Origin of the sequence: Glutamicibacter sp. 2E12 (assembly GCF_050030965.1) — a bacterium.
In the GTDB taxonomy this organism is placed as follows: Bacteria; Actinomycetota; Actinomycetes; order Actinomycetales; family Micrococcaceae; genus Glutamicibacter.
The window spans coordinates 3,203,382-3,229,475 of the sequence record NZ_CP188297.1 but is presented as its reverse complement, the minus strand read 5'-3'; the positions used below and the strand labels follow the sequence as shown (position 1 = coordinate 3,229,475).

The 26,094-nt window shown below is 63.0% G+C and carries 25 protein-coding genes; 12 read left to right on the top strand and 13 right to left on the bottom strand.

What is annotated here, in order from left to right; genetic code table 11:
• Positions 1–58: 58 nt before the first annotated feature.
• Positions 59–2,929: an excinuclease ABC subunit UvrA gene (uvrA, locus tag ACP3TE_RS15155; protein WP_286134096.1), complete on the bottom strand. Its 2,871-nt coding sequence runs from the start codon at positions 2,927–2,929 to the stop codon at positions 59–61.
• Positions 2,930–3,711: 782 nt separating this feature from the next.
• Between uvrA and ACP3TE_RS15150 the strand changes: the two genes are divergently transcribed.
• Positions 3,712–4,113 (top strand): nuclear transport factor 2 family protein, encoded by a 402-nt coding sequence (locus tag ACP3TE_RS15150; protein ID WP_181148795.1) that lies wholly within the window; start codon positions 3,712–3,714, stop codon positions 4,111–4,113.
• A 107-nt stretch (positions 4,114–4,220) separates the two neighbouring features.
• Here ACP3TE_RS15150 and ACP3TE_RS15145 read toward each other — a convergent pair whose 3' ends face one another.
• The gene (locus tag ACP3TE_RS15145) at positions 4,221–4,619 is read right to left on the bottom strand and encodes a hypothetical protein (RefSeq protein ID WP_105656675.1); all 399 of its coding nucleotides are present in this window, start codon (positions 4,617–4,619) and stop codon (positions 4,221–4,223) included.
• 207 nt (positions 4,620–4,826) lie between these two features.
• On the opposite strand from ACP3TE_RS15145, the gene ACP3TE_RS15140 reads away from it, so the two are divergent.
• Entirely contained in the window at positions 4,827–5,312 is a 486-nt protein-coding gene (locus ACP3TE_RS15140; protein WP_105656676.1) for a GNAT family N-acetyltransferase, read from the top strand.
• Positions 5,313–5,433: 121 nt separating this feature from the next.
• Here the strand turns inward: ACP3TE_RS15140 and ACP3TE_RS15135 are convergent, their stop codons facing one another.
• The gene (locus tag ACP3TE_RS15135; RefSeq protein WP_105656677.1) at positions 5,434–6,282 is read right to left on the bottom strand and encodes a hypothetical protein; all 849 of its coding nucleotides are present in this window, start codon (positions 6,280–6,282) and stop codon (positions 5,434–5,436) included.
• Positions 6,283–6,480: 198 nt separating this feature from the next.
• Positions 6,481–6,858, bottom strand: coding sequence for a GntR family transcriptional regulator (locus ACP3TE_RS15130; protein ID WP_105656678.1), 378 nt, complete (start codon positions 6,856–6,858; stop codon positions 6,481–6,483).
• Positions 6,859–6,940: 82 nt separating this feature from the next.
• Here ACP3TE_RS15130 and ACP3TE_RS15125 point away from each other — a divergent pair, with 82 nt between their 5' ends.
• The gene (locus ACP3TE_RS15125) at positions 6,941–7,594 is read left to right on the top strand and encodes an MBL fold metallo-hydrolase (RefSeq protein WP_105656679.1); all 654 of its coding nucleotides are present in this window, start codon (positions 6,941–6,943) and stop codon (positions 7,592–7,594) included.
• A gap of 112 nt (positions 7,595–7,706) precedes the next feature.
• Positions 7,707–8,348, top strand: a complete 642-nt coding sequence (locus ACP3TE_RS15120) for a phosphatase PAP2 family protein (RefSeq protein ID WP_219844113.1) — start codon at positions 7,707–7,709, stop codon at positions 8,346–8,348.
• A gap of 47 nt (positions 8,349–8,395) precedes the next feature.
• Here the strand turns inward: ACP3TE_RS15120 and ACP3TE_RS15115 are convergent, their stop codons facing one another.
• Positions 8,396–9,187, bottom strand: coding sequence for a trans-aconitate 2-methyltransferase (locus ACP3TE_RS15115; protein ID WP_105656680.1), 792 nt, complete (start codon positions 9,185–9,187; stop codon positions 8,396–8,398).
• A 77-nt stretch (positions 9,188–9,264) separates the two neighbouring features.
• Between ACP3TE_RS15115 and ACP3TE_RS15110 the strand changes: the two genes are divergently transcribed.
• The 3 genes from ACP3TE_RS15110 (at position 9,265) to ACP3TE_RS15100 (ending at position 12,532) form a co-directional block, all read left to right on the top strand.
• Positions 9,265–11,799 (top strand): DEAD/DEAH box helicase, encoded by a 2,535-nt coding sequence (locus tag ACP3TE_RS15110; RefSeq protein ID WP_426734095.1) that lies wholly within the window; start codon positions 9,265–9,267, stop codon positions 11,797–11,799.
• Entirely contained in the window at positions 11,799–12,266 is a 468-nt protein-coding gene (locus ACP3TE_RS15105) for an NUDIX domain-containing protein (RefSeq protein WP_332486769.1), read from the top strand. Before ACP3TE_RS15110 ends, ACP3TE_RS15105 begins: the two co-directional genes overlap by 1 nt.
• 74 nt (positions 12,267–12,340) lie before the next feature.
• Entirely contained in the window at positions 12,341–12,532 is a 192-nt protein-coding gene (locus tag ACP3TE_RS15100) for a hypothetical protein (RefSeq protein ID WP_332486767.1), read from the top strand.
• A gap of 16 nt (positions 12,533–12,548) precedes the next feature.
• Here the strand turns inward: ACP3TE_RS15100 and ACP3TE_RS15095 are convergent, their stop codons facing one another.
• Positions 12,549–13,487 carry a phosphotransferase gene (locus ACP3TE_RS15095; protein ID WP_332486765.1) on the bottom strand — a complete coding sequence of 313 codons (939 nt, stop codon included), beginning with the start codon at positions 13,485–13,487 and terminating at the stop codon, positions 12,549–12,551.
• A 78-nt stretch (positions 13,488–13,565) separates the two neighbouring features.
• Positions 13,566–14,318 (bottom strand): metal-dependent hydrolase, encoded by a 753-nt coding sequence (locus ACP3TE_RS15090; RefSeq protein ID WP_105656685.1) that lies wholly within the window; start codon positions 14,316–14,318, stop codon positions 13,566–13,568.
• Between the two features lie 62 nt (positions 14,319–14,380).
• Here ACP3TE_RS15090 and ACP3TE_RS15085 point away from each other — a divergent pair, with 62 nt between their 5' ends.
• The gene (locus ACP3TE_RS15085) at positions 14,381–14,869 is read left to right on the top strand and encodes a GNAT family N-acetyltransferase (RefSeq protein WP_133834222.1); all 489 of its coding nucleotides are present in this window, start codon (positions 14,381–14,383) and stop codon (positions 14,867–14,869) included.
• Positions 14,869–16,155 (top strand): alpha/beta fold hydrolase, encoded by a 1,287-nt coding sequence (locus tag ACP3TE_RS15080; RefSeq protein WP_332486761.1) that lies wholly within the window; start codon positions 14,869–14,871, stop codon positions 16,153–16,155. The genes ACP3TE_RS15085 and ACP3TE_RS15080 overlap by 1 nt, the downstream gene beginning before the upstream one ends.
• 81 nt (positions 16,156–16,236) lie before the next feature.
• Here the strand turns inward: ACP3TE_RS15080 and ACP3TE_RS15075 are convergent, their stop codons facing one another.
• The 5 genes from ACP3TE_RS15075 to coaE form a co-directional block, all read right to left on the bottom strand.
• A complete protein-coding gene (locus tag ACP3TE_RS15075; RefSeq protein ID WP_105656688.1) occupies positions 16,237–16,689 on the bottom strand; it encodes a MarR family winged helix-turn-helix transcriptional regulator in 453 nt (150 codons plus the stop codon).
• A gap of 100 nt (positions 16,690–16,789) precedes the next feature.
• The gene (locus tag ACP3TE_RS15070; protein ID WP_105656689.1) at positions 16,790–17,830 is read right to left on the bottom strand and encodes a TerC family protein; all 1,041 of its coding nucleotides are present in this window, start codon (positions 17,828–17,830) and stop codon (positions 16,790–16,792) included.
• Positions 17,831–18,076: 246 nt separating this feature from the next.
• The gene (gene uvrB, locus ACP3TE_RS15065) at positions 18,077–20,164 is read right to left on the bottom strand and encodes an excinuclease ABC subunit UvrB (protein ID WP_105656690.1); all 2,088 of its coding nucleotides are present in this window, start codon (positions 20,162–20,164) and stop codon (positions 18,077–18,079) included.
• 72 nt (positions 20,165–20,236) lie between these two features.
• Positions 20,237–20,485: a hypothetical protein gene (locus ACP3TE_RS15060; protein WP_105656691.1), complete on the bottom strand. Its 249-nt coding sequence runs from the start codon at positions 20,483–20,485 to the stop codon at positions 20,237–20,239.
• 2 nt (positions 20,486–20,487) lie between these two features.
• Positions 20,488–21,084, bottom strand: coding sequence for a dephospho-CoA kinase (coaE, locus tag ACP3TE_RS15055; protein WP_105656692.1), 597 nt, complete (start codon positions 21,082–21,084; stop codon positions 20,488–20,490).
• A 25-nt stretch (positions 21,085–21,109) separates the two neighbouring features.
• Here coaE and ACP3TE_RS15050 point away from each other — a divergent pair, with 25 nt between their 5' ends.
• From ACP3TE_RS15050 to ACP3TE_RS15040, 3 genes are all read left to right on the top strand, one after another.
• Positions 21,110–21,784 (top strand): IMPACT family protein, encoded by a 675-nt coding sequence (locus ACP3TE_RS15050; protein ID WP_105656693.1) that lies wholly within the window; start codon positions 21,110–21,112, stop codon positions 21,782–21,784.
• Entirely contained in the window at positions 21,781–22,965 is a 1,185-nt protein-coding gene (locus ACP3TE_RS15045) for a class I SAM-dependent methyltransferase (protein WP_332486755.1), read from the top strand. The genes ACP3TE_RS15050 and ACP3TE_RS15045 overlap by 4 nt, the downstream gene beginning before the upstream one ends.
• A gap of 62 nt (positions 22,966–23,027) precedes the next feature.
• The gene (locus ACP3TE_RS15040) at positions 23,028–24,704 is read left to right on the top strand and encodes an HNH endonuclease signature motif containing protein (protein ID WP_332486753.1); all 1,677 of its coding nucleotides are present in this window, start codon (positions 23,028–23,030) and stop codon (positions 24,702–24,704) included.
• A 28-nt stretch (positions 24,705–24,732) separates the two neighbouring features.
• Here ACP3TE_RS15040 and ACP3TE_RS15035 read toward each other — a convergent pair whose 3' ends face one another.
• Entirely contained in the window at positions 24,733–26,043 is a 1,311-nt protein-coding gene (locus ACP3TE_RS15035) for a hypothetical protein (protein WP_402734785.1), read from the bottom strand.
• Positions 26,044–26,094: the final 51 nt, after the last annotated feature.

The following is a 26,094-nucleotide window of genomic DNA, read 5'->3' as shown; positions in this document are numbered from 1 at the left end:
GACGCGGGTTAGCAATCCATAACTGAAATCGCATATGTCGAACATTCTCCGCCAGGCATTACAGGATCTCGGAGAGGAACTTCCCGGTGTGCGATTCGCTCACCTTGGCCACCTTTTCCGGGGTGCCAGCAGCCAGGATCGTGCCGCCGCCTGAGCCGCCTTCCGGGCCGAGGTCGATGACCCAGTCAGCCGACTTGATGACATCCAGGTTGTGCTCGATGGTCAACACGGTGTTGCCCTTGTCGACCAATCCCTGCAGCACCTTGAGCAGCTTGCGGATATCTTCGAAGTGCAGACCGGTGGTCGGCTCGTCCAGGACGTAGATGGAGCGGCCATTGGAACGCTTCTGCAGTTCCGCAGCCAGCTTCACGCGCTGGGCCTCGCCACCGGAGAGGGTGGTTGCCGGCTGACCCAGGCGCACGTAGCCCAACCCCACGTCCACCAGCGTGCGCAGGTGGCGGGCGATCGGGGTGAAGGCACTGAAGAACTCGGCGCCTTCGGCAATCGGCATATCCAGCACATCGGCAATGTTCTTGCCCTTGTACAGCACCTGCAGGGTTTCGCGGTTGTAGCGGGCACCCTGGCAGACCTCGCAGGGCACGTAGACGTCCGGCAGGAAGTTCATCTCGATCTTCAGCGTGCCGTCACCCGAGCAGGATTCGCAGCGTCCGCCCTTGACGTTGAAGGAGAAACGGCCCGGCTGGTAGCCGCGCAGCTTCGCCTCATTGGTCTCCGCAAACAGCTTGCGGATGTGGTCGAACACGCCGGTATAGGTCGCAGGGTTCGAACGCGGGGTCCGGCCGATCGGCGACTGGTCAACGTGGACCACCTTGTCCAGGTGCTCCAGGCCCTGCACGCGGGTGTGGCGGCCGGGCACCTGCTTGGCGCCGTTGAGCTTGTTGGCCAGCACCTTGTACAGGATGTCATTGACCAGGGTGGACTTGCCCGAGCCGGACACGCCGGTCACAGCGGTCAGCACGCCCAGCGGGAACTCCACCGACACATTCTGCAGGTTGTTCTCGTTGGCACCGACCACCTTGAGCTTGCGCTCCTTGTCGATCTTGCGGCGCTTGGACGGGATGTCGATCTGCTTGCGGCCCGAAAGGTAGTCTCCGGTCAGCGACTTGGTGTTCTGCTTCAGGCCCTCCAGGGATCCGGAGTGCACCACTTCGCCGCCGTGCTCGCCGGCGCCCGGGCCGATGTCCACGATCCAGTCGGCTTCGGCAATGGTGTCTTCGTCGTGCTCCACCACGATCAGGGTGTTGCCCAGCGATCGCAGGTGCAGCAGGGTGTCGATCAGGCGGCGGTTATCGCGCTGGTGCAGGCCGATGGAAGGCTCGTCCAGAACGTAGAGCACGCCGACCAGGCCCGAACCAATCTGCGTAGCCAGGCGAATGCGCTGCGCCTCGCCGCCGGACAGGGTGCCAGCAGCGCGTTCCAGGGTCAGGTACTCCAGTCCGACGTCCAGCAGGAACTTCATGCGCGCGTCGATTTCCTTGAGCACCTGCGCGGCGATCTGCGCCTCGCGTGCGGTGAGCACGATCGTGGAGAGGAATTCCGCGGCGCTGCGCAGGTCCATGGCGGCAACTTCAGCGATGGAACGCCCGCCCACCAAGACCGAGAGCGATGCCGGGTTCAGGCGCGCGCCGCCGCAGGTAGGGCACGGGATCTGGCGCATGTACTGCTCGTAGCGGTCGCGGGCGTGATCCGATTCGGTTTCCTGGTGCTTGCGGTGCACGTAGGAGATGACGCCCTCGAAGCCGGTGGAGTACTTGCGCTCGCGGCCGAAGCGGTTCTTGTACTGCACGACTACCTTGTGGTCCTTGCCATTCAGGATCGCTTCGCGGGCGGCAGCCGGCAGCTCCTGCCACTGGGTGTCCATGGTGAAGCCCAGCTCATGGCCCAGGCCTTCGATCAAGCGGTTCCAGTATTCGGTGGTTGCCTTGCCTAGCGACCATGGGGCGATCGCTCCCTCGGCCAAGGTGACCTCGCCGTCCGGAACGATCAGGTGCTCATCGACCTCCAGCTTGGTGCCGATGCCGGAACAGGCCGAACAAGCACCGAACGGGTTGTTGAAGGAGAAAGTGCGCGGCTCGATCTCATCGATGGCCAGCGGATGCTCATTGGGGCAGGCCAGGTTCTCGGAGAACGCGCGCACGCGCTGGGGATCATCCTCGTCCAGGTCCACGAAGTCGGCCAGCACGCGTCCTTCGGCGATGCCCAGGGCCGTTTCGATGGAGTCAGTCAAGCGCTGGCGGGCATCTTCCTTGATGGCCAGGCGGTCGACGACCACCTCAATGGTGTGCTTGACCTGCTTGGCCAGCTTCGGCGGATCGTTCAGCTGGATGGTGGTGCCGTCAACGCGGGCACGGGCGAAGCCCTTGGAAGAGAGCTCCGCGAACAGGTCGACGAATTCGCCCTTGCGCGAACGCACTACCGGGGCGAGGATCTGGAAGCGGGTTTTCTCCGGTAGCTCCATCAGCTGGTCGACGATCTGCTGCGGAGTCTGCTTGGAGATCGGTTCGTGGCAGATCGGGCAATGCGGACGGCCCACGCGTGCCCACAACAGACGCATGTAGTCGTACACTTCGGTAATCGTGCCCACGGTGGAACGCGGGTTGCGGCTGGTCGACTTCTGGTCGATGGACACCGCTGGCGACAGTCCCTCGATGAAATCCACATCGGGCTTGTCCACCTGGCCGAGGAACATGCGGGCGTAGGCAGAGAGCGATTCGACGTAGCGGCGCTGGCCTTCGGCAAAGATGGTGTCGAAGGCCAAGGAGGACTTGCCCGAGCCGGACAGGCCGGTAAAGACAATCATTGCGTCACGCGGGAGATCAATGTCCACGTTTTTCAGGTTATGCTCGCGTGCACCCTTGACGACCAGGCGAGTCAGATCAGTTCTTTTACTCTGCGATGAAATAGCCACGAGGCAATACTAATCGAAAACTACTTCGAATACGTGTACGAATGGACGCAACTCACAGTTAATTCTCCAAACCCCTGATCCGGCGCACGGCGAGCGCTATGCGTGCTCGTCCACCCACCCGGAATGTCGACCGGTGAGCCAGCGTCCCCATGAATCCAGATCGGACCACGACCTCCCTATGGAGGTACCGGTTGCCCTTGGATTCCCGCTTGTGCCTGTCACGTGTGCGTCCCCTCCCCAAGTTCGCAGCTATCTCGTAGATGCCAATGAGCGGCGAGCGCATGCTCTGTGTTGCACGAGCGGGAAAACGGATAAAATTCGACGTTCGGTTCACGCCGCCAACCAGGGGCACCGCAACCGCTGATCCGCAATGCAACAACATAGCGAACCTGGCCAAATGTTCCGCGCAATGGCATCGTCCGCGGTGCATGTCATCCGACAGCAATTGTTTTCTGTGCAAGCATTCGACATCATGAGGCAGCGCCACACCGTTCCGTTTCGCGCCCCCCTCACCGGTCACTACACGGACGGGGCATACGGAACGGCCGGTGTTCCTGTAAATCCATGAAACTTCTGCGATGCGAGTCAGCACGTGGCGCGATCCTATTTGTGACCGGCTTTCGGGACACTTTGAGAAAAGTGAGCACTAAGCAACACTGAACGAACCTACAACGTGAATCTGCTCGACCGATAGTAGCGTTGCAATACTTATGGATGCAGGGTTACTCGCACAGCCCGAACAACCTGCAGTCACCAATCATCTACGTCAACAGGAAATCAACATGCAAACTACCGAAGCCGCGCAACGCTGGGCGACAACATGGGCCAACGCTTGGCCACTCAAGGACGTGAATGCAATTGTCCAGTTGCAAGCTGATGACGGCGACCACTGGGCCTCGATGTTCAGACGATTACGTGGGCCTAACGGGCTGCGCACTTATCTAGAGGAATGCTTCGCGGAGGAAACCCAACCGGCAGAAACATGGTTCAGCGAACCAATCGTCAACGGAAGTTCAGCTTCCGTCGAGTACTGGGTCGTGATGTTCATCAAGGACCAGCCAATGACCGTCTCGGGATGCACTGTGCTTTCATTCGACGATTCAGGCTTAGTAACAACAGCGCGAGACTACTCACACGTCAAAGACGGGCACCACTTGCGACCTGAGCTTCCATTCAGCGCCTGACATCACACTCTGTCCCGTTCAAGGTTCCGTTCACGGGCGGCACAGCACTAAGGAGCAAAGACATGAGGCGTTGTCAGCTTTGAACACTCACACCAGCCGTCGATACGTTAGCTGAACCTCTTGAGCTTCCACTGCCGTCCGTGATTACTCGGCATGCAGAGATAAGACCGTCGAAAAATGGAGCTTTCACGAACCACCAGCGGTTCCGAGCTGAGGACAAAAGACGCTACATCGTCAATCGTTTCTTCCGCGAATTCAATGACCTCGTCCAACCCTTCAGGAATCGTTTGGTATCCGATATATCGCTCATCGTAGACGAGTTCCGGTGACTCGCTTCCCAACACTAGAGTGAAGACGCCAAGTCTAGGGCCCTGAAGATCTAAGTGGATAGAGTGTTTACGATCGTAGGCTCGACCACTGATATCCTCCGGTAAGGTCATGATGACCTCCTCAACCCGAGCCCTCAGCAGGGCGAGGTAATTCAGAACCTTTGGGTCATCTCTCATGGATCGAACACTATATCCCTCTCGTTTGAAATGCGTTCAAGTGTCTGAGCAATACAGGAACGATCGCATCCGTTCCCGGAGGAGGTCCCGGAACGGTCGGTTCAGAGTGCGCGATCTCGGCATGCCCCAGGGCCGAGAGGACAAATAGAAGCGCTTATTCTTGGGGATACTCTCCCTCAACATCCGAAGCTCCGATAGGTTTGTGGCATGAATAACCTTTCGATTCGCAAAGCCACCCTTGATGATGTTCAGGCTATCCGGTCTATCGGGATTCTTACATGGCCAGCAACATACCTTGGTTTCACGAGCCCGGATTTCGTCATGGATAATCTCAATACCTGGTGGTCACACGACTCTGTCAGTGCTTCAATCACCGATGATACGACGTACGTTGCTCTGCAGAATGGCGAAGCCGTTGGAACTCTAACGGTCGGGCAGTTTGAGGGCGAACCTGTCATATGGAAAATTTATGTGTTGCCGGAATCCCATGGCCACGGCATCGGCACCGAACTAATGAACACAGCACTTGATGCCTTCGGCCGCACTCAAGATCTGAGGATCGAGTTCGTGAGAGGCAACCCGTCGGCCCAGGCATTCTATGAACGGCGTGGCTTCAGATTCGATTTCGAAGAAAAAATGGCGGAGGGGCTGGCTACAGTCTGGCTTCGACGACCAGCTGGCCGGGTCACCTGAGGACTAGCAACGTTCCCACAGAGGGTTCGACTTAACGAACACTGAGCTGTTGTGCAGACAGCCTGTGAATTCGAGATCGATAGCGGGTATTCGCTGTCACGAAGTCACCGAGAGCGGGAGATCAGAGTTCGTCGAAGTAGGGCTCCTCTGATCCGGGAAGCAGCGGATGCGACGCAATGCTGAAACTCTCGTCCCAATCATCCGGCCTGTGGGGCCACGCCTCGACCAGCCATTTTGGCGGATTGGTCGAGTATCCAACAGTGACCCTTTTAGCTTGCAGGTCCCAGAACGACGAGCCCGGGTCAAACCGGCGAACCCCTTCTAAATACAGGTATTGAAAGGGGCGGACCTTTGACGCCAGCACTATCCCCTTGAGAGACCCAATAATGGTAAAACTCACGACCTCGGGCCAAGCGCCAGCAGGTGCAACGACCTCTATGCTCCCCGATTGATTGATTTCGATCTGGTCCAGCTGGGTCAGCCTGTCCCAGGCCCTAGGGTCTGCGGCACCCTTCACGCGTTGCAATAGGACCTTGCGCACTGTTTCCGCCATGTGCCTGAGCAGATCGAGAGTTCCGCCTTCGATCTCCATATCTTGCAGGTGAGGGGAAGCAATGAGTTGCTCGGTGGCCCCTTGCGCGTACGGCATGAGCAATCGGGTCAAGGCCATGACTCCATTTCCCGAACCGCCATAGGGCAGTATGCCGTCGCATTGATGAATGATTAGTGATGAGAGCAACGGCAGGTTCTCAATCCCCGTCAAGTCAAGGTTGCCACCATCATCCAAGTCGATTGAAACAGCTTGGACATCCGGCGCTATGGCACCGACCTCGTCCGCGAACAATCCAGTTTCGGGTAGTTGGCGGATGTTGGCGAAACGAAGCCGTGCATAGGAATCCTGGGACATCCGGACTTTTTCCACTTTGTTGTTCCAAATCAGCCCCGAAGCCGATTCATGTCTAACCGACATGCCTGCCCTTCCTGTTTCATTCGGATTTTCCGCAGCTTCGGCACAACTATTACTAGTCGCCCGTTACCTTGCTGGCAGCTAATCAACCCCGGGAAATATTGGAGCTGCCAACAGCCAAACATACCTCTGTGCCATTTCGCATTCATCAGGTTCCACCTGCGGCTGGTTCCCGGATTCACTTCCAGAGGCGCCTTGGGTCTACCTTGGCAGGGAACTAAATGCCGCGCGCAAGTACTTCACCGCGGTCGCTTCGTCGACCGACCACAGTTGGGCGATGCGGGCCAGATCGGCGGCCGCATCGCTGACTTCCTGCTCTGCACGATTCTCCGCGGCTTGGACCACGGTTCCATGGCGGCCGCGGGTGACCACTGCACCCTGCAGCTCAAGTTCCTTGTAGACCTTGGCGACGGTATTCACCGCGAGGTTCAAGGTGCCCGAGAGCGCACGAACCGACGGCAATTTGGTGCCCGGAGCTAGTTTGCCCTTGGCGATAGCTGAGAGGATCTGCTCGCGGACCTGCTGATACGGCGCCACGCCCGAGTTCGGCTCGATCTTGATGAATTCCAGTTCGGTCATCCTGCACTCCATCCTTTGGACTGTGTTTGGCATTTATCCGAGCCTATCGCGTCAGCCGGGATCTGCACCGTAGTCTGGTTGCATGAACGAACTATTGCTGAACGATGTGACCGTCCGTTGGGTCTCAGTATCCGACATGGCAAACAACGTGTACCTGGTAACTAATCGGAAGACCGGCGAACAGCTGCTGGTGGATGCGGCGGATGACATGCCGGCCATCGAGCGGCTCATCCAGGCGGCCAGTGAAGACGCGAGCGATCCGCGCCTTATCGGCATCGCCACGACGCATCAGCACTGGGACCACGTGCGCGCGTTGGCCGAAGCCGTGGAGAAGTACCCGGTGCCAACCTACGCCGGTGCAGACGATGTCGCCGGCATCGCTGAAGAATGCGGGGTCAAGATCGAGCATGCGCTGAACCACGGCGACCAGCTGAAGCTGGGCGATGTGATCATCGAGGCGATCCACCTGCGAGGGCATACACCGGGTTCGCTCGGCTATGCGCTGGTTGATTCCTCCGGCCAGCCGGTAGTGCTCAGCGGCGACAGCTTGTTCCCCGGAGGCGTGGGCAACACATGGAAGGACCCGCAGCGGTTCCTCTCTTTGCTCACCGACGTCACCGAACGCATCTTCGACCGCTTCCCGGACGAAACCAAGGTTCTGCCGGGGCACGGAGATTCGACGACACTGGGGACAGAACGCCCGAATTTGGAGCAGTGGCGCGAACGCGGGTGGTAGCCCTTTGACTGCATTGCCAGCGGCATCCGTGCCGCTGGCAGCAGCGTTTAATGGTGCGGGACCTCTTCCAGCTGATGCTTGCAGCCGGAACAGATCCGTATAATCACCACTTGTGAATTCACGGTCCTCCGCACCAATTTCCGTCTTCCCTTCGCGGACAGCCATCATCGTCGCGGTTCTCGCCGTGCTGGCGATGGCCTCCTATCCGTTGCGTGATGCCTTGTACCTGGGGATTTCAGGAACTGTTGCCCAGTCGGCGCTGCTCTCCGCAGCGGCTGTGTTCTTTTCCGAGATCTTGCTCTTGATGCTGATGGCCGGGGCCTGCACGCTCGCCGTCCTGTGCTGGTTCCGTAATCGAGTTGCGTTTTGGCGCCTGGTTTCAGGCGCGATTGGTGCGGTAGCGGCCTATGGCCTGAGCGAGCTGGCCAAGATCCTGGTCGCCGAGGAACGCCCCTGCCGCGCCCTGGATGCTCTCACCGCAGTGGCATGCCCGGAAGCAGGCGACTGGTCCTGGCCCTCCAACCATTCGGTCGTCGCCGCCGGCGTCGCCGCAGCCTGCACGCTGGCCCTTCCGAAGCTGGCCAAGTACGCGATACCGGCCGTCTTGCTCATTGCCCTGTCCCGCGTGGGCGTAGGCGCCCACTTCGTCCACGATGTCTTCTCCGGGGTGGCGTTGGGCATCCTGGTTGTCCTGGTCTGCGTCCGCGTGCTGCCCGGCATCGTGCAAAGGTGCCTGGCGGGAAGCAATCGCTGAGCCAGCTCACCCTCGAAGCGCTCTGACGATGCCGAGCCTGGAGCAAATCAGCCGAGCTTGTGCCCGATCATGAAAATCCTGCGGAACGGGAAGTTCGTCAGGACGGTACCGTCCTGCGAAGCAAATGACGGGTAGTGCGTGGAGACTTCGGCCCGGTAGTCGTTTTCGAACTCCCGATAGTCTTCGTCGCTGAGCGTGTGGCGAATGGGCAGCAGCGCCGTCCCGCGAACCCAGTTCAGGATCGGGTCCTCCCCCGCGAGCAGCTGATGGTAGGTGGTTTCCCAGACATTAGCCTGGAACCCCGCGTCCAGGAAGATCCGCTGGTATTCGCCGGGCTCGCCCACCACGTCGTCATGGCGCAGCACCCCTGCCAGCTGGCCGGACCACTTCGGGCTGTCGGCAACTGCGCGCATCACCGCATGCGACGGAGAGCCGAAATTGCCCGGGACCTGGATGGCCACGTTCGCTCCGGGCTTCAGGTGCTCCAGCCAACCGGCCAGCAACTCGCGGTGCCCCGGAAGCCATTGCAGCATCGCGTTGGAGAACAGCAGGTCCGTGTCGGAGTCAGGGGTCCACGCCGTGGCATCGGCCAGCGCGAAGCCCAGGTTTTCCTCGTGCTCGCTCTGCGTGGCCCTGGCGATCATCTCCGGTGAGGAATCAAGTCCGGTGACCTGCGCTTGCGGCCAGCGCTGGGCCAGCAGCCGGGTCATATTTCCCGGCCCGCACCCCAGATCGATGACCTTCGACGCGTCAACCGAGACCAGCTGCCCCAGCAAATCCAGGTACGGGCGGCCCCGGTAATCGGAGAATTCGGTGTATTTCGTCGGATCCCATTTCATATTCCCGAGCCTAAACGAGAGGCGCACGCAACAACTAGCCCCCAGTCACAGTTCTCAACCGATAGGCTAGGAACATCATGTTGCTCACCGATTATCTGCCAGCAGACGCCAAGAACGTATCCGACGACGAAATCTACGAGGCTTTCGGCCAATGGGTCGCAACCCGTGGCATCAACCTCTACCCCGCACAGGACGAAGCGTCGATGGCGCTGGCCGGCGGCAACAACGTCATCCTGGCCACGCCCACCGGCTCGGGCAAGTCCATGGTTGCCATCGCAGCCCACTTCTACGCCATGGCCCGCGACCAGATCAGCTTCTACACCGCGCCGATCAAGGCGCTGGTCTCCGAGAAGTTCTTCGACCTGTGCAAGATCTTCGGCGCAGAGAACGTCGGCATGGTCACCGGCGATTCCTCGGTGAACGCCGACGCCCCGATCATCTGCTGCACCGCTGAGATCCTGGCGAACATCGCCCTGCGCGAAGGCTCCAAGGCGGACGTGGGCTGCGTGATCATGGACGAGTTCCACTTCTACGCCGATCCGCAGCGCGGCTGGGCCTGGCAGGTGCCGCTGATCGAACTGCCGCAGGCGCAGTTCCTGCTGATGAGCGCCACCCTGGGCGATGTCACCCGCTTCGAGCAGGAACTCGAAGAGCGCACCGGCACCCCGACGGTGACCGTCGCGCACACCGAGCGCCCAATCCCGCTGCACTTCTACTACTCCATGGAGCCGGTGCAGGAGGCCGTGGAGGAACTGATCAAGACCAAGCAGGTGCCGATCTACATCGTGCACTTCTCGCAGCTCGATGTCATCGACCGCGCCACCGGGCTGATGAGCGTGAATGTGGCCACGCGCGAGGAGAAGGAAAAGATCTCCGAGATGATCGGCGGATTCCGCTTTGCCGCCGGGTTCGGCAAGACGCTGAACCGCCTGGTGCGCCACGGCATCGGCATCCACCACGCCGGCATGCTGCCCAAGTACCGCCGCCTGGTCGAGCAGCTGGCACAGGCCGGCCTGCTCAAGGTCATCTGCGGCACCGACACCCTGGGGGTGGGAATCAACGTGCCGATCCGCACCGTGGTGATCACCGCGCTGTCCAAGTTCGACGGCACCCGTACGCGCATCGTGAACGCCCGCGAATTCCACCAGATTGCCGGGCGCGCGGGCCGCGCAGGTTTCGATACCGCAGGCACCGTGCTGGTGCAGGCTCCGGAGCATGCGATCGAGAACCACAAGGCCATGGAAAAGGCGCTGAAGAAGCACGGCGAGGGCTCGTCCAAGCTCAAGCAGATCCCGAAGAAGAAGCCGCCGCAGAACTTCGTGACCTGGGGCGAGAAGACCTTCGAGAAGATCGTCGAGGCCGCCCCCGAGACGCTGAAGTCCTCATTCCAGGTCTCGCACTCGATGCTGCTGAACCTGCTGGAGCGCGAGGACAATTCGTTCGAGGCCGCCCAGCGCCTGCTCAGCGAAAACCACGAGACCCCGGCGTCCCAGCGCAAGCTGAAGCTGCGCGCCCTGGGAATCCTGCGCGAACTGATCGCCACCGAGGTGGTCGTGCGCCGCAATGAGCCAGACGAATACGGCAACTACTATGAGCTGACCGTGCACCTGCAGCAGAACTTCGCGCTGAACCAGCCGCTCTCGCCCTTCGCGCTGGCCGCCCTGGACCTGCTGGATCCGGATTCGGCCAGCTATGCGCTGGATGTCGTTTCGGTGATCGAGGCGACCTTGGAAAAGCCGCGCCAGGTGCTCTCCGGACAGGAGAAGAAGGCCCGCGGCGAGGCCATCGCCGCGATGAAGGCCGAAGGCATGGACTACAACGACCGCATGAACGCACTGGATGAAATCACCTATGCGATGCCGCTGGCCGAGAAGCTGGAAAGCGCCTTCGAGCAGTACCGCTCCGGCGCGCCGTGGCTCTCGGACTTCGAACTGGCGCCGAAGTCGATCGTGCGCGACATGTACGAACGCGCCATGGGCTTCTCCGATTTCGTCCAGTACTACCAGCTGGCCCGCTCCGAGGGCGTGCTGCTGCGCTACCTCACCGATGCCTACAAGGCCCTGCGACAGACCGTTCCCCAGGACGCGCTGCGCGAGGACCTCGAAGACCTGATCGAATGGCTCGGCGAGATGATCCGCCAGATCGACTCCTCGCTGCTGGACGAATGGGAAGAGCTCTCCCGCGGCGAGCTGAGCGAGGCAACCGAAACCGCACCGCCTCCGGCACCGGAAAAGCTGACCAGCAATGTGCGCGCCTTCCGCGTAATGGTCCGCAACGAGATGTTCCGACGCGTGAAGCTGTTCGCCGACGAGCAGGACAAGGCCCTAGGCGAGCTCGACGGGCATAGCGGCTTCGACGCGGACACCTGGGCCGATGCCATGGACGACTACTTCGACGAGCACGAGGACATCGACGACGGTCCCGCCGGACGCGGCTCGAAGCTGTTCATCATCAAGGACATGCCCCAGCGCACCTGGGAGGTGCGCCAGATCTTCGCCGACCCATCCGAGCACCACGACTGGGGCATCACCGCCACCATCTCGCTGGATGACTCGGACGAGGCCGGCGAACCTGTGGTCAAGGTGACTTCGGTGGGCCGCCTGGACTCCTGATGCCCGCCATCAGCTACGCCATCTTGCGGCGCGCCGACGAAGTCCTGCTTCAACTGAGGTCGGGAACCGGCTACATGGACGGGTTCTGGAGCACGGCGGCCGCCGGGCACGTTGAGCCCGGCGAGGCTGCCGTTGCCGCCGCCGTTCGCGAAGCCCGTGAGGAACTGGGCATCCGGATCGCGGCAGACCAGCTCCAGCCGCTGTGCACGGTGCACCGCTACCTGCAAGCGGGCAGCGGCGCCCAATCCCCTGTGGATTTCTTCTTCCTGGCGCGCCAGTGGGACGGTACTCCGCGCCTCATGGAACCGGAGAAAGCCTGCGAGCTTCGCTGGTTCCCGCTCGATGCCCTGCCGCAGAACCTCGTTGCGCAGGAACAGCTGGTACTTTCCCGGCTGGATTCCGGCTTGCCGCCAATTATCTGCATGGGATCCGGCACGGCGCTGGACCAGCCCCGGCATCTGGGCTAGTCGCGCACTCGATGCCCGAGGCATCTTCCCGGAGTCCGGTGGCAATGCCGCGGACAGTGCCGTAGGGTATGGCCATGAACGGGTACAAGCTTCGCCTGCTCGGGGCAGTCCTCCTGCTGCTGGTCCTGGTCGGGCTGCTCAGCGGCTGGTCCGAGCTCTTTGCTTCCGGCGCGTGGCTGGCGACCTTGGTCCAGCTCGGTTCGCTGGTCCTGGGCCTGGCCCTGGTCTACCGCGGGGAAAATGCCACGCCGGCCCGGTTCAGTTAGCCCCTGCAACAGCCAGCTAGGCTAGCCGCGCCTTGAGCCATCCAACGGTGGCTGCCGCCTGCTTCGCGTGATAGCTGCGCAGCGTGGGCAGCCCGGGAACCTCGGGCCTGCGCGCCGCGTCCACATAGTAGGCGGCCAGTCCAGCTAAGACCGCGCTGACCGCGTCCGCGCCCACCGATTCGAAGATCGGGTGGGAGGCGGCAATGGCATCCGCATCCAGCGCCGGGTCGAAGATCCGCGCTTCAACCAGCACCGTCAACGCGTCATACCATGCGGCGCCCCGCGAAGCCCACGGCCAATCCACCAGCAGCACTTCTCCGCCGTCGCCCAGCAGGATGTTGTCCGAGCGCAGATCCGAATGCACCAGCTGGTCTCCGGCCAGCGCCCCGATACCGTCCATGGCCAGCCCATGGAGTTCTTCCAGGTTCTGTGCCACCCAGGGATCAGCTGGAAGCCAGCCGTCCTGCATGATCCGCCCAAAACCGGCTACGTCCTCGCGCAGTTCCTCTTCCAGCGGCGGCAGCAGCTCGATCAAGGAAAAAGGGGCCTGATGAGCCAGCTGCGCCAGCGTGTCCAGTACCCGTTCGAGCTGTCCGACCGGCCAGGGAAGCTGCGGGCTGGCCCCTGGGCCTTCAGCGAAGACCAAGGCCTCCCAGCCTTGCCAGCTGATGCGCCCCAGGAACTGCGGAACCGGCAAGGCCGCCGGGAGCTTGGCCGCTATTGCCGCTTCGCGGGCGTGCAATGCCGTGGCCGGGGCACTGAGGCCCGGATGCACCGCCTTGGCGAAGACCCGCTGGCCATCGGCGGTGAGCAGCCGATCGGCGCTGCCCGGGGAAAACCCCGAGGCTTGGCTTAGCGCCCGGATCACCCGGGATCCAAGGTGCGATTCGATCCGAGCGCGCAGTTCGCCAGGAAGCTGATCCCAGGTGATGCGCCGGGTGAATTGAATCTGCATGGTTCGAATCATGCCAGATCACCGGCTGCCAGCCACAGCGCGTTGCACTGCGGCGAGCCGGCAGCGGGCCGGGGGCCCTCAGGCGACGATCAGCGCGATGCCCACATAGGTAGTGAGCAGCGTCGCGAGCAGCCATTCTGCGGTGGAGCCCGTCTCGGCCAGAATCGGCAATGCCACCCGCCCATTGGACTTCCAGCAGCCGCCAATCAGCGGCAGCCGGCGGAACCAGCGCGGCGAGCCGATCTTGATCGGCCACAGCAGGTTGCAGCCGCCGATGGTCAGCATGTCGCCCAGCACGTGCACGATCGCGCCCAGGGAGACTGCCATCAGGAACCAGAGGTTCTGCTCCGGCGCATTCATCCCGACGAAAGTCCCGGCGGCCAAGGCGATAATCCAGCACAGCAGCGGCGGCATGAATTTCATGGTCTTCACCGCGAAGGAAATCAGCAGGATCGCGAACAGCGCCGCGGCCGGGTAGACCGTGCCCAACGCCGCGGTCTGCACATCCCAGCCGTTGGCCAGCCAGGCCAGGAAGATGAAGAAGGCGATGCCGATCAGCGAATGGGTGCCGTTGCGGTGCCCGCCCGAAACCGAACCGACAATCCGCGTGAAAATGCTGGAGAACGGGGGCAGCGAGCGCGCGATCGTGGCCCCATGGTGATCCGCGTCGGGCAGCAGGGCCGCGCCAGCGCAGACGATCGCGCCGGCCAGGGTTTCCCAGCGGTCCATCTGGAAAGTTCCCAGCCCCAGGTTCACCGAACCCACGGTGACGTCAGTTGTAATTGCCAACCATGCGGCTGCGCCGCTCACCGCGTGGTGTCCACCCATCATGCATTCAACCTTAGGTCTGGTCACCGACGTTTTAGCGGTGCGACGGAGGTAAGCTGGAACACATGAGTATTGTGCGTGAAGCTGTTCCGGGCGACTGCCCGCAGATCTTGGCGATGATCCAGGAATTGGCCGACTATGAAAGGGAACCTGATGCGGTGCTCAACACCGCAGCAGACCTCCAATCCCATCTGTTCGGCCCCAATCCCCAGGTCTTCGCCCATGTTGCCGAGGATGAAACCGGGACGCTCAGGGGCATGGCCCTGTGGTATCTGACCTACTCCACTTGGGAAGGCCGGCACGGCATCCATCTGGAGGATCTGTATGTGCGCGAATCCCAGCGCGGTTCAGGCACCGGCACCGCGTTGCTGCGCACGCTGGCGCAGATCTGCGTCGAACGCGGCTACAAGCGCCTGGAATGGTCAGTGCTGGATTGGAATGAGCCGGCCATCAGGTTCTACGACGCCATCGGTTCCAGCTCCATGGACGGCTGGAGCACCCGGCGCCTGGACGGCGAAGCACTGCAACAACTTGGCATGCAAGGAGCGAGCTAATGCGCCACTACCGCGGTATGGATGTCACCGACCATCGCATCGAGGTTCCACTGGATCACGCCGATCCGCAGGGCGAAAAGATCTCGGTCTTCGCCCGCGAGATCAGCACCGGCACGGCCAAGCCCTGGCTGCTGTTCCTGCAGGGCGGTCCAGGGGGCAAATCCCCGCGCCCCGGTTCCTTGTCGGGGTGGTTGGCCGAAGCCACCAAGCACTTCCGCGTGCTGCTGCTGGACCAGCGCGGCACCGGACTGTCCACCCCGGCTAACCGCAAGTCCTTGCCGCTGCGCGGGGACTCGGCCGCCCAGGCCCGCTACCTCTCGCATTTCCGCGCCGACTCGATTGTGCGCGACGCCGAAGCCCTGCGCGAGCACCTGGGCATCGAGCAGTGGAGCACCCTGGGGCAGAGCTACGGCGGGTTCTGCACCCTGACCTATCTCTCGCTCTTCCCGCAGTCGCTCACCCGCTGCCTGGTCACCGGCGGGCTGGCCTCGCTGGATGCCGATGCGAAGACCGTCTACCGCGCCACCTACCAGCGGATGGCAGAACGCAACCGCGAGTACTTCTCCTGGTACCCCGAGGACTTCCAGACCCTGCACAGGATCTACGAGCATGTGCGCACCAATGACGATGAGCTGCTGCCCAACGGCCAGCGCGTCACCGTGCCGCTGGTGCAGATGCTGGGCATGTACCTGGGCGGAAACACCCGGGTGCACCTGCTGCATCACATCTTCGAGGAGGCCTTCAGCTTCACCCCGGGCGGCGACCGCCTCTCGGATAGCTTCCTCGAAGCGCTCTTGGCCCAGAGCTCTTTCGCCTCGAACCCGCTCTATGCGCTGATGCATGAAACCATCTATGCCCAAGGCGAGCCGACCAATTTCGCGGCCGAACAAGTCCTGCCGGAGTTCGCCGACTTCACCCGCCACGCGGCGACCCCGCTGCTAACCGGCGAGATGATCTACAGCTGGCACTTCGCCGAAGATCCAGCCCTGCGCCCCCTGGAGGACGTGGCCCGCATCCTGGCCGAGCACGAAGGCTTCGGCCCGCTCTACGATCTGGACGTCCTGGCCAAGAACACCGTGCCTGTGGCCGCCGCGGTCTACCATGACGACGTCTATGTGGACCGCGAGCTCTCGCTGCGCACCGCCTCGCAGGTGGCCGGGTTGCAGACCTGGGTGACCGATCAATTCCACCATGACGGCATCGGCGACGATGGCCCGGCGATCTTCCGCCGGCTGCTGGCCATGGCCAACGGCGAAGACCCGGACGCCGCGGCCCAGGACAGCTAGCCCGCGCACCGGCTAGGTTAACGCGCAGGGCGCTTGAATCCCCCGGGGATTCAAGCGCCCTGCGCGTTAAGCCTTCTGCTGCTAATGGTCCAGCTTCGCGGCAACCTGGTCATTCAACCGTTGCAGCAGCGGCACAGCCTGCGCCAGAATCCGCCGTTCCTCGGCGCTGAAGGAATCGATGCCGCCGGCCAGCGAGGAAATCGCGCGCTGCCGGTAGGCTTCGATGGCCTCCTTGCCGTCGCCGGTCAGGCTCACCAAGCTGGCGCGGCCGTCCCCAGGGTCCGGTTGTCGCTGGACCAACTGGTCGTTTTCCATGCGGATGACCAGACCGGTCATGGTCGGCTGGGCCACGCGCTGCTCGATCGCCAAGTCGCCCACGCGCTGGGGGCCCAACCGGTCCAGGGTGGAAAGCACCCGCCAAGCGGTCACCGATCGGCCTTGCCCGGCCGCGCGTCCAAGCAGCCGGGACATGGTGCCCGACGCTAGTGCTACGCCGGTGGCAATGCCACTGGCTTCTGTCGATAGGTCGCTCATGGAAATTACCTTAGCAGAACAGCATAGGCACACTATGCGGGTACGGAAAACCCGCCGGGGCCAGTTGGAAGCAACTGGTCACGGCGGGTAATTGTGCGGATTACTTGGCCGCGTCCTGCTCTGCAGCTTCCGCTGCGCCGGCGAGCTCCGCGGCTTCAGCCGAAGCAGCAGCACGCTTGCCCCATGGGCTCCACAGCGACAGCACGGTTGCGATAACGATCGCGCCCAGGATGACCAGCAGCGAAACACCCACGGAAATGTCCAGCCACGCGTAATGCAGAGGCTCGCCGCCGTTGATGAACGGCAGGCTGTTCTCGTGCAGGGCGTGGAAGACCAGCTTCACGCCGATGAAAGCGAGGATGAAGCTCAGTGCGTGCTTCAGGAAGACCAGGCGGTTCATCAGGCCACCGAGCAGGAAGTACAGCTGGCGCAAGCCCATCAGCGCGAAGATGTTCGCGGTGAACACAATGAACGCGGACTTGGTCAGGCCGAAGATCGCCGGGATCGAGTCGAAGGCGAACAGCAGGTCGGTCATGCCGATGGTCACGAAGACCAGCACCATCGGGGTGAACAGCTTCTTGCCGTCGACCACGGTGCGCAGCTTGGCGCCATCGAAGTCCTTGGAAATCGGCAGCTTGGAGGTCAGCTTCTTGACCAGGCCGCTTTCCTCGTCCTCATCCTCGTCCTTGAGCTGGTTCCATGCGGTCCACAGCAAGAAGGCGCCGAAGATGTAGAAGACCCACGACCACTGCTCGATGATCGCGGCGCCGAGCACAATGAAGATTGCGCGCAGGACCAACGCGATGATGATGCCGAACATCAGCACTTCCTGCTGGTACTTACGCGGTACCGAGAAGCGCGCCATGATGATGATGAAGACGAACAGGTTGTCCACCGACAACGCGTATTCGGTGACCCAGCCGGCGTAGAATTCCTGGCCAAGCTGGGGTCCAGCCTGCGTCCAGATCACGGCACCGAAGATCAATGCCAAGGAGATGTAGATGCCGACAAAAATGCCTGCTTCCTTCATGGAAGGAATGTGCGGACGCTTGGTGACGTACAGCAGGTCTGCGATGAGCACCGCGCACAGAACAATCAGCGCGATGATCTCGAATTGAATAGTTAACCCATTAGTGCCCACGGACGAGCGACCTTTCGTTGGAGGGTATGGAAAATCGCCGCAAGTCTCTCCGCCGCCACACCAGAATTCGAAACACTTCGATAGCTGGCTCAGTGATCGGCTGCTGTGCCCGGCGAAACATCATTGGTTCGCGTGTTGACGTCCACAGCATTGGGATACTCCCCTACGTCCAGTGATCAAGTGTAGCGCACAGGAACTGCACAGGCTTGGCGCATGTCCCAATTACTGCGCCGGACAGCAGCAGGGCTACGCGTGCCCGGCAGCCTTCATCTGGCGCAATTCCTTCTTCAACTCGGAAACTTCATCGCGGATCCGGGCGGCCAGTTCGAACTGCAACTCAGCGGCCGCGGCGTGCATCTGCTCGGTCATTTCCCCGATCTGGGCCAGCAGGTCCTCGGCCGGGGCGGCGGCCAGCCCATCCTTGCGCACCGCGGACGAGGCCTTGGTGCGCTTGGCATTCTTCGCCAACCGGTTGTTGTTCAGCAGTTCCTGGGTGTCGGCATCCTCACGCGCCAGCTGGTCGGTGATGTCAGCGATCTTCTTGCGCAGCGGCGTGGGGTCGATCCCGTGCTCCTTGTTGTGCGCTTCCTGGATTGCCCGTCGGCGATTGGTCTCCTCGATCGCCTGGTCCATCGCATCGGTGATCTTGTCGGCATACATGATCACCTGGCCCGAGACGTTACGTGCGGCACGGCCGATGGTCTGGATCAGGCTGGTGGCCGAACGCAGGAAGCCCTGCTTGTCGGCATCCAGGATCGCGACCAGCGAAACCTCGGGCAAATCCAGGCCCTCGCGCAGCAGGTTAATGCCCACCAGCACGTCGAAGGAACCCATGCGCAGCTCGCGCAGCAGCTCCACGCGGCGGATGGTGTCCACATCGGAGTGCAGGTACTGTACCCGCACCTGGTGCTCGGTGAGGTAGTCTGTCAGGTCCTCGGCCATGCGCTTGGTCAGCGTGGTGACCAGCACGCGCTCATCGCGATCCACACGGGTACGGATCTCATCGAGCAGGTCATCGATCTGGCCCTTGGTGGGCTTGACGATGATCTCGGGGTCGATCAGCCCGGTGGGGCGGATGATCTGCTCCACGAACCCGTCGGACTTGCCCAGCTCGTACTTGCCCGGGGTGGCCGAAAGGTACACGGTCTGCCCGATGCGCTCAAGGAACTCATCCCATTTCAGCGGGCGGTTGTCCATGGCACTTGGCAGGCGGAAGCCGTGTTCCACCAGCGTGCGCTTGCGGGACATGTCGCCCTCGTACATGGCGCCGATCTGCGGCACGGTGACATGCGACTCGTCGATCACCAGCAGGAAGTCATCGGGGAAATAGTCGATCAGGCAGTGCGGGGCGCTGCCGGCATCGCGGCCGTCGATATGGCGCGAGTAGTTCTCGATGCCGTTGCAGAAACCCATCTGCTCCATCATTTCCAGGTCGTAGGTGGTGCGCATGCGCAGCCGCTGGGCCTCGACGAGCTTGTTCTGCGATTCCAGCTCCTTCAGGCGCACCGCCAGCTCGTCCTCGATCCGCTTGATCGCCTTGTGCATCCGCTCGGCACCGGCCACATAGTGGCTGGCCGGGAAGATGTACATCTCGGTCTCCTCGCGGATCACCTCGCCGGTGACCGGGTGCAGGGTGTGGATCGCTTCCACCTCGTCGCCGAAGAACTCGATGCGCACGGCCTGCTCTTCGTACATCGGGATGATCTCCACCGTGTCCCCGCGCACGCGGAAGGTGCCGCGGTGGAAATCCATGTCGTTGCGGGTGTACTGCATGGCCACGAACTGGCGCAGCATCGCGTCGCGGTTCAGTTCCTCGCCGGTGCGCACGGTGACCATCCCGGCCACGTATTCCTCGGGAGTGCCCAGGCCGTAGATGCACGAGACGGTGGCGACCACAATGGTGTCGCGGCGGGTGAGCAGGGAGTTGGTGGCCGAGTGGCGCAGGCGCTCGACTTCCTCGTTGATCGAGGAGTCCTTCTCGATGAAGGTATCGGTCTGCGGGACGTAGGCCTCGGGCTGGTAGTAGTCGTAGTAGGAGACGAAGTACTCCACCGCGTTATTGGGCATCAGCTCGCGGAACTCGTTGGCCAGCTGGGCGGCCAGGGTCTTGTTCTGCACCAGCACCAGGGTGGGGCGCTGCACCTGCTCCACCAGCCAGGCGGTGGTCGCGGACTTGCCGGTACCGGTGGCACCGAGCAGCACGATGTCCTTCTCGCCGGCGTTGATCCGCTCGGTCAGCTGCTTGATGGCCTGCGGCTGGTCGCCGGCAGGCTGGTACTCGCTGATGACTTCGAAGGGGGCGACCACGCGCTTGATCGGCTGTGCAAGACTCATGCTTCCAGCATATCCACTTGCCCCGACCGTTGGGGTCGCGCCCTAGCCAGCTTTCAGCTTAAACCCGGGGTGCTATTTGCGCATCCCGTAGCGGATCGCATTGCGCTTGACGGTGCGCTGGATGCTGCTGCCGAAGAATCCCACGGTCATGATGGTGGCGGCAATCAGCCCCAGCAAGGCCAGGCAGCCGGAAATGTAGACCACCGGCGAATACGGCCCGGATTCGCTGGCAACGAATTCGGCGCGGCCGCCAAAACCGAGCCACAGCACCAAGGCGACGGCGAAAGCGATCAGGGTGCTCCACTTGCAGATCTTGTACATTCCTACTCCTGTGCTGGCGCCAATTGGCGGTAGAGGGCAGAAACCTGCCCCTCCAGTTCTTCCAAGGTACCGGAATTATCCAGCAGGTAGTCGGCTACGGCCGCCCGCTGGTCATCCGTGGCCTGCGCGGCCATCCGGGCCTCGGCGTCTTCCCGGGTCCAGCCGCGATCCTGGACCATGCGGCGAATGCGTTCGGCGTGCGGGGCGGCCACGACGACCACCGCGTCGAAGCTGTCCAGCTGGCCGGTCTCGACCAGCAGCGGGATGTCCTCGACCACCAGCGAGCCGGCTGGCGCTCCTTGGCGCAACTTCGCCGCTTGCTCCCGCACCAGCGGGTGCACGATCGCGTTGAGCTTGGCCCGCGCCGCCTCGTCGGCGAAGACTATCGCGCCTAATGCGGGACGGTTCAGCGACCCGTCGGCCAGCAAAACGGCTTCGCCAAACGTGTCCTTGATCGCAGCCAGCCCGGGCGTGCCGGGTTCGACCACCTGGCGCGCCAACGCGTCGGCATCGATGACTACGGCTCCCAGGGCGGCCAATTTGGCCGCGACCGCAGATTTTCCGGAGGCCACTCCCCCGGTCAGTCCCACATGCATCATGTTCCCACCCTATAAACTAAGAGGGATGAACACCAACGACTCGGCCGCGACACGGTACACGACCTTGACCAGCGATTGCGTGCACGAGCTGGAAATCAAGCGTTCGCGATTCATCACCTACCTCTACCGGGTCGAAACCGAGGCCGCCGCCCGCGCGCAGATCGCGGCCCTGCGCAAGACCCACTTCGATGCCCGCCACCACTGCAGCGCGTTCATCCTGGGCCCCGATCGCATGGCCCAGCGCTCCAACGACGACGGCGAGCCCTCGGGCACCGCCGGCATCCCGATGCTCGATGCCCTGGCCAAGCGCGAAATCGCCGACGGCAGCGTGCTCTCGGACGTGCTGGCCGTGGTGGTCCGCTACTTCGGCGGGATCAAGCTTGGCGCCGGCGGACTGGTCCGCGCATATTCCGAGGCGGTATCTTCCGGGCTGGACAATGCGCAGCTGCACCTGCGCCAGCGCATGCGGATCTTCACCTTCGCCGCCGCCCACGCCGACGCGGCCCGCTACGAGAACGAGCTGCGCGCCGCCGGCTACCAGGTCGAACCGACCCTCTGGCAGGCCGATGCCGCAATCGTGCAGATCGGCATCCCGGACACGCCCGAAGCCGCCGCGCAGCTGCGCACCGGCATCGCCTCACTCACCTCCGGCGCCGGGGAACTGGCCGCCGCCAACACGCAATGGGTTGATCTGATTTGAACTCCGCCGCCAATCCCGAAGGCACGCCCGCTGCCGCCAGCAGCCTCCAGGCCCTGCTGCCCGCCCTGCGCCGCTGGCCCGATGTCGAAGCCGCCAACCTCTACGCCGCCGACGCCTGCGACCGGCTCATCCTGGACACCTGCGCCGCCGCGGCCGGACCCTCGGACCGCTGGCCGGATGCCATCGCGGTCATCGGCGACCACTACGGCGCGCTGGCCCTGGGCGCACTGGCACTAGGCAGCACGAGCGTGCGCGTGCACACCGATTCGCTCACCGCGCGCCGGGCCATCGAGGCCAACCTCGCCCGGCTCATGCCCGAGCGGGCCGGACACCTCGAATTCTGCACCCTGGAACAGGTTGCCCAGGGCGCCAGTTCGATCCTGCTGGCCCTGCCTCGCGGACTGGACGTGCTGGGCGAACAGGCCGCCGCGGCAGCAGCCGTCGCCGATCCCGGCGCGAAGCTTTTCGCCGGGGGCCGCATCAAGCACATGAGCCGTTCCATGAACGAGGTGCTCGCGGAGCATTTCACCCGCGTCGACGTCTCGCTGGCCCGGCAGAAATCCCGGGTGCTCACCGCCAGCACCCCGCGCGCCGAACAGCCCGCCAGCAGCTTCCCGGCCACTGCCACCCACCAGGTGCGCGGCACCAGCTTCACGCTGCATGCCGGTGCCGGGACCTTCGGTGCCGCCCGGCTGGATCCGGGCACCCGGCTGCTGCTGGAAAACCTTCCGGACCTCTCCGGGCACGCCACGCTGGTCGATCTGGCCTGCGGCAACGGCGCGATCGGCATCTGCGCAGCACTGGAAAACCCGCAGCTGCGCGTGGACGCCTCGGACCATTCGGCCTCCGCGGTCGCCTCCACCCTGGCCGCCGCTCAACGCAACAACCTGGACGGTCGCCTCACTGCCGTGCAGGATGACGCCCTGGGCCGCCTGCCCGACGCCAGCGCCACCCTGGTCACGCTGAACCCGCCCTTCCACATCGGCAACACCGTCACCGCCGACATCGCGTTCAAGCTGATCGACGACGCCGCCCGCGTGCTCGCTCCCGGAGGCACCCTGCTGTGCGTGTTCAACTCGCACCTGCGCTACCGCAGCGAATTGGCCCGCCGCGTTGGCCCCACCGAACAGCTGGCCCGCGACAGGACCTTCACCGTGACTGCATCAACCCGCGCGCACTAGGCTTTTCCACAGGCCGTATTGCCGGCCGGCACGCCGCGCACCGCCTGGCGCATGCTGGGGCCATGAACAGAACTGTCAGCCAGGCGCTAGCCGGGCTTGCCCAAGCGATCAAGGACGCGCCGGCCCTCGCGGTGGACGACGCCCTGGCCGTCGCCGCGTTCATCCCCGTCCTGCACCAGACCCTGCTCTGCGCCGATCCAGCCACCGGCCCCGAGTCCCACTACCTGCACGATCCGCGCTACGCCTTGGCCCTGTCCACCGCGGCTGAAGCTTCGGCCCACCAGGCCCTTCGCACCCAGATCTACGCAGCCCACCTGGTCGATGACACCGCGGCGCACACCCTGGCCCAGGTTGAACTCGCCGCAGCCCGCCAGGGCACCACCGATTTCTCCGTCCCTGCCCAGCGCACCGGAAAGCGGCCCAGCTTCACCGGCCCTGCGGCACTGCTGGCATCCTGGCTGCGCACCGACCATTTCGAGGCCAAGCGCCGCATCCAGTCCGCCAGCCACGTCTTCGCGCAATACGACTACCAACATCAGCGGCACCAGGCACAGTTCCCTTTGCTGGCGCGGCGCTTCGCCGATCTGCGCCAGCCGCCAGCCGAAGTGCTCAGCGCGGCCCGGCGCCTGGGCGCTCTGGAACCCCAACGCGACGAATACGCCGCACCGGCCACCGCCTCGGCGCTCACCGAAGATGGCGAGCTGCTTGAATCCATCGTCAACCAGCAATTGGACGAGCCCGACCCCGGCACCCGCAGGCAATTGGTCAACAGCTTCCTGAAATCCCAGAAGGAACGCTTGGGCAAGAAGCGGCCCGAAGCCCAGGAAGGCCTGTACCGGCGGGGCGAACGCGGCGGCCTGGTCCACTACGACCTCGCCCTGCGCCCTACGCGCGCAGAACTCTTCGAATCGGGCATTTCGCAAAGCGACAATCCCCGCTCCGGTTCCGGCCAAGCCGCACGGGAGGCTTTTGCCCAGTCTCCGGGACAACGTACAGAGCAGGATGCTGCCCCTGGCACTTCCTACCAGGCCGACGCCGGAGGCCATCCGGACTTCTTGACCGATGAGGAAGCTGCCGCCAGCGAAGATCCTGTTTCCCCACCGCTTTCTCCCGCGGCACGCCGCCTCAACGGCCTGATGAATCTGCTGGAGATCAACACGAAGCGGCTCCAGGAGCTGCTGGATGCCGCGCGCAATGGCGGGACCCCCAAGGGCGCCGATGGGAATGATGCAGGCACCGTGGATGTCCCCACCATCACCCCGCAGGTCGTGGTCATGCTGACCTTGGACGAGTTGGAAGGCCGCGCGAGAACCCATGGCATCACCCAGCACGGTTTCAAGCTCGATGCAACTGACCTGCGCCAGACCCTGTCCAGGGCACGCATCATCCCGATGGTGCTCGGCGGCAGGGGCGAGCTGCTTGATATCGGGCGCAGCCAGCGCAAGCATCCGAACTACATGCGTCTGGGTGTTGCGGTGCGCGATCGCGGCTGCATAGTTCCCGGGTGCACCATGGATCCCGAACGCTGCAACATCCACCACATCTGGTTCTGGTCCGAGGGCGGTGTCACTGCGGTCTACTGGAGCGCGATGCTCTGCGACACGCATCATCATGACGTTCATGCCGGGTTGATCAAGGTCATTGCCGACGATGGCGTACCCAAGGTCATCCTGCCCAGCTTCGTCGATCCCACCCAGACCCCGGTGCGCAACAGCTACCACATGGCCAAGGCCGCCTAGTTCGCGGCAATGCGCCGGCGCCATCCGGCTAGATCAAGAAAGGGCGTCCACCGTGCACGCGGACGGCTTGGGCGTTGATCCCCAATGGACGAAGGTCGATCCGGTCGATCTCGCCCCGCTCATTATTCTCGAAAGTATCAGCCGTAACCGAATCACCGGCAGGGGTCAGAACCGCCAGGCGGCGCTTGGTTCTGGCCAGAGGCTCGCGTGCCGATGCCGGGACGTAGTAGGCGCTGGCCTGCTTCCCTCCACCGTAGAGCCATGAAACGCGCACCGCGACCGGGCGTGAGCCCCAGCCGCTGAGCCCTGCAATGACCAAGCGCTGGCCGGTTGCCTCTAGCAGTTTCCCATTCAGGTTCTCCCCATAGACCCAGGGCTGGGAGGCGATGCCCAGGAACTCTTCGGCCGAGCGCTGGTTGACCGCATGCACCCCGTGCACCGGGCACACCTCTGAGCAGAAAATGAATCGCGGATCCTCAAATTTCTGCTTGGATCCGTTCTTGTCGTCGTTGCGGCACAGGCAGGCCCCGGTTTCTTCCGTTTCGATGAGGATCGCGTTGCCATAGGCCCGCAATGACGTTGGACCAATTCGGTGGTCCGCTGGAACTTCGAGTGCGAAAAGTCCCATCGATTTCAAGCGCATCCAGCGCAGCATGCTCAGCAGCAGGCTGATGCCCAGCAGGACGGCCGCGGCGTACACGTCAAGGCGGTAGCCTTCATCCAAGTCATGCAGCGAATGAACTTCCGTGCTGACCAGTTCCCAGCCCAGCCGGAGCAGCGGGTAGATCAGTGCTCCTACCGCAAGCTTCCATACCATGGGCGACATTTGCTTGGTGATTCCAAAATCGCTCTCTTGCCCCGGTGCCAAGGCGATGCCTCCTGAGGCTTCACGCTTCCAGGTTCTCAGCAGGCGTCGAAACCGTGCGTCCATGAGATCTACGGACAGTGCGAGCAGCAGGAAATAGCCCAGCGCCAGCATCAGGATCCTTTGCAGGTCCCCGGCCGGAGCCAGCAGGAAATAGATTCCGGCGGCTACGCCCAAGCCCATCCAGGGTGATTGCCGTCCGCCGCCAAAGATCATGGCCAGGACGGTAGCGACCATGGAGAAGGAGAGGATGTCCATGATGCCCTTGTCCAGGTACGGGGAATGCAGAAGATCCGAACGGACGAGGACCACCAGTGCAACCAGCGGAAGCCAGGTCGCTGCGGCAACCCAGAAATTGGGAATAGTGCGCGGTACAGTCTCCCACTCCTCGTGGCTGACCTGGCGCACCGGGATCTGCTGTCCGGCAGTTGGGCCTGCCGCATAGTCTGCCGGCGAATTTCCTGTCGTTGCCATGTGCTACTACCTGCCGTTAGTGAGTCCACCTGATCGGTGCACTTTTAGTCT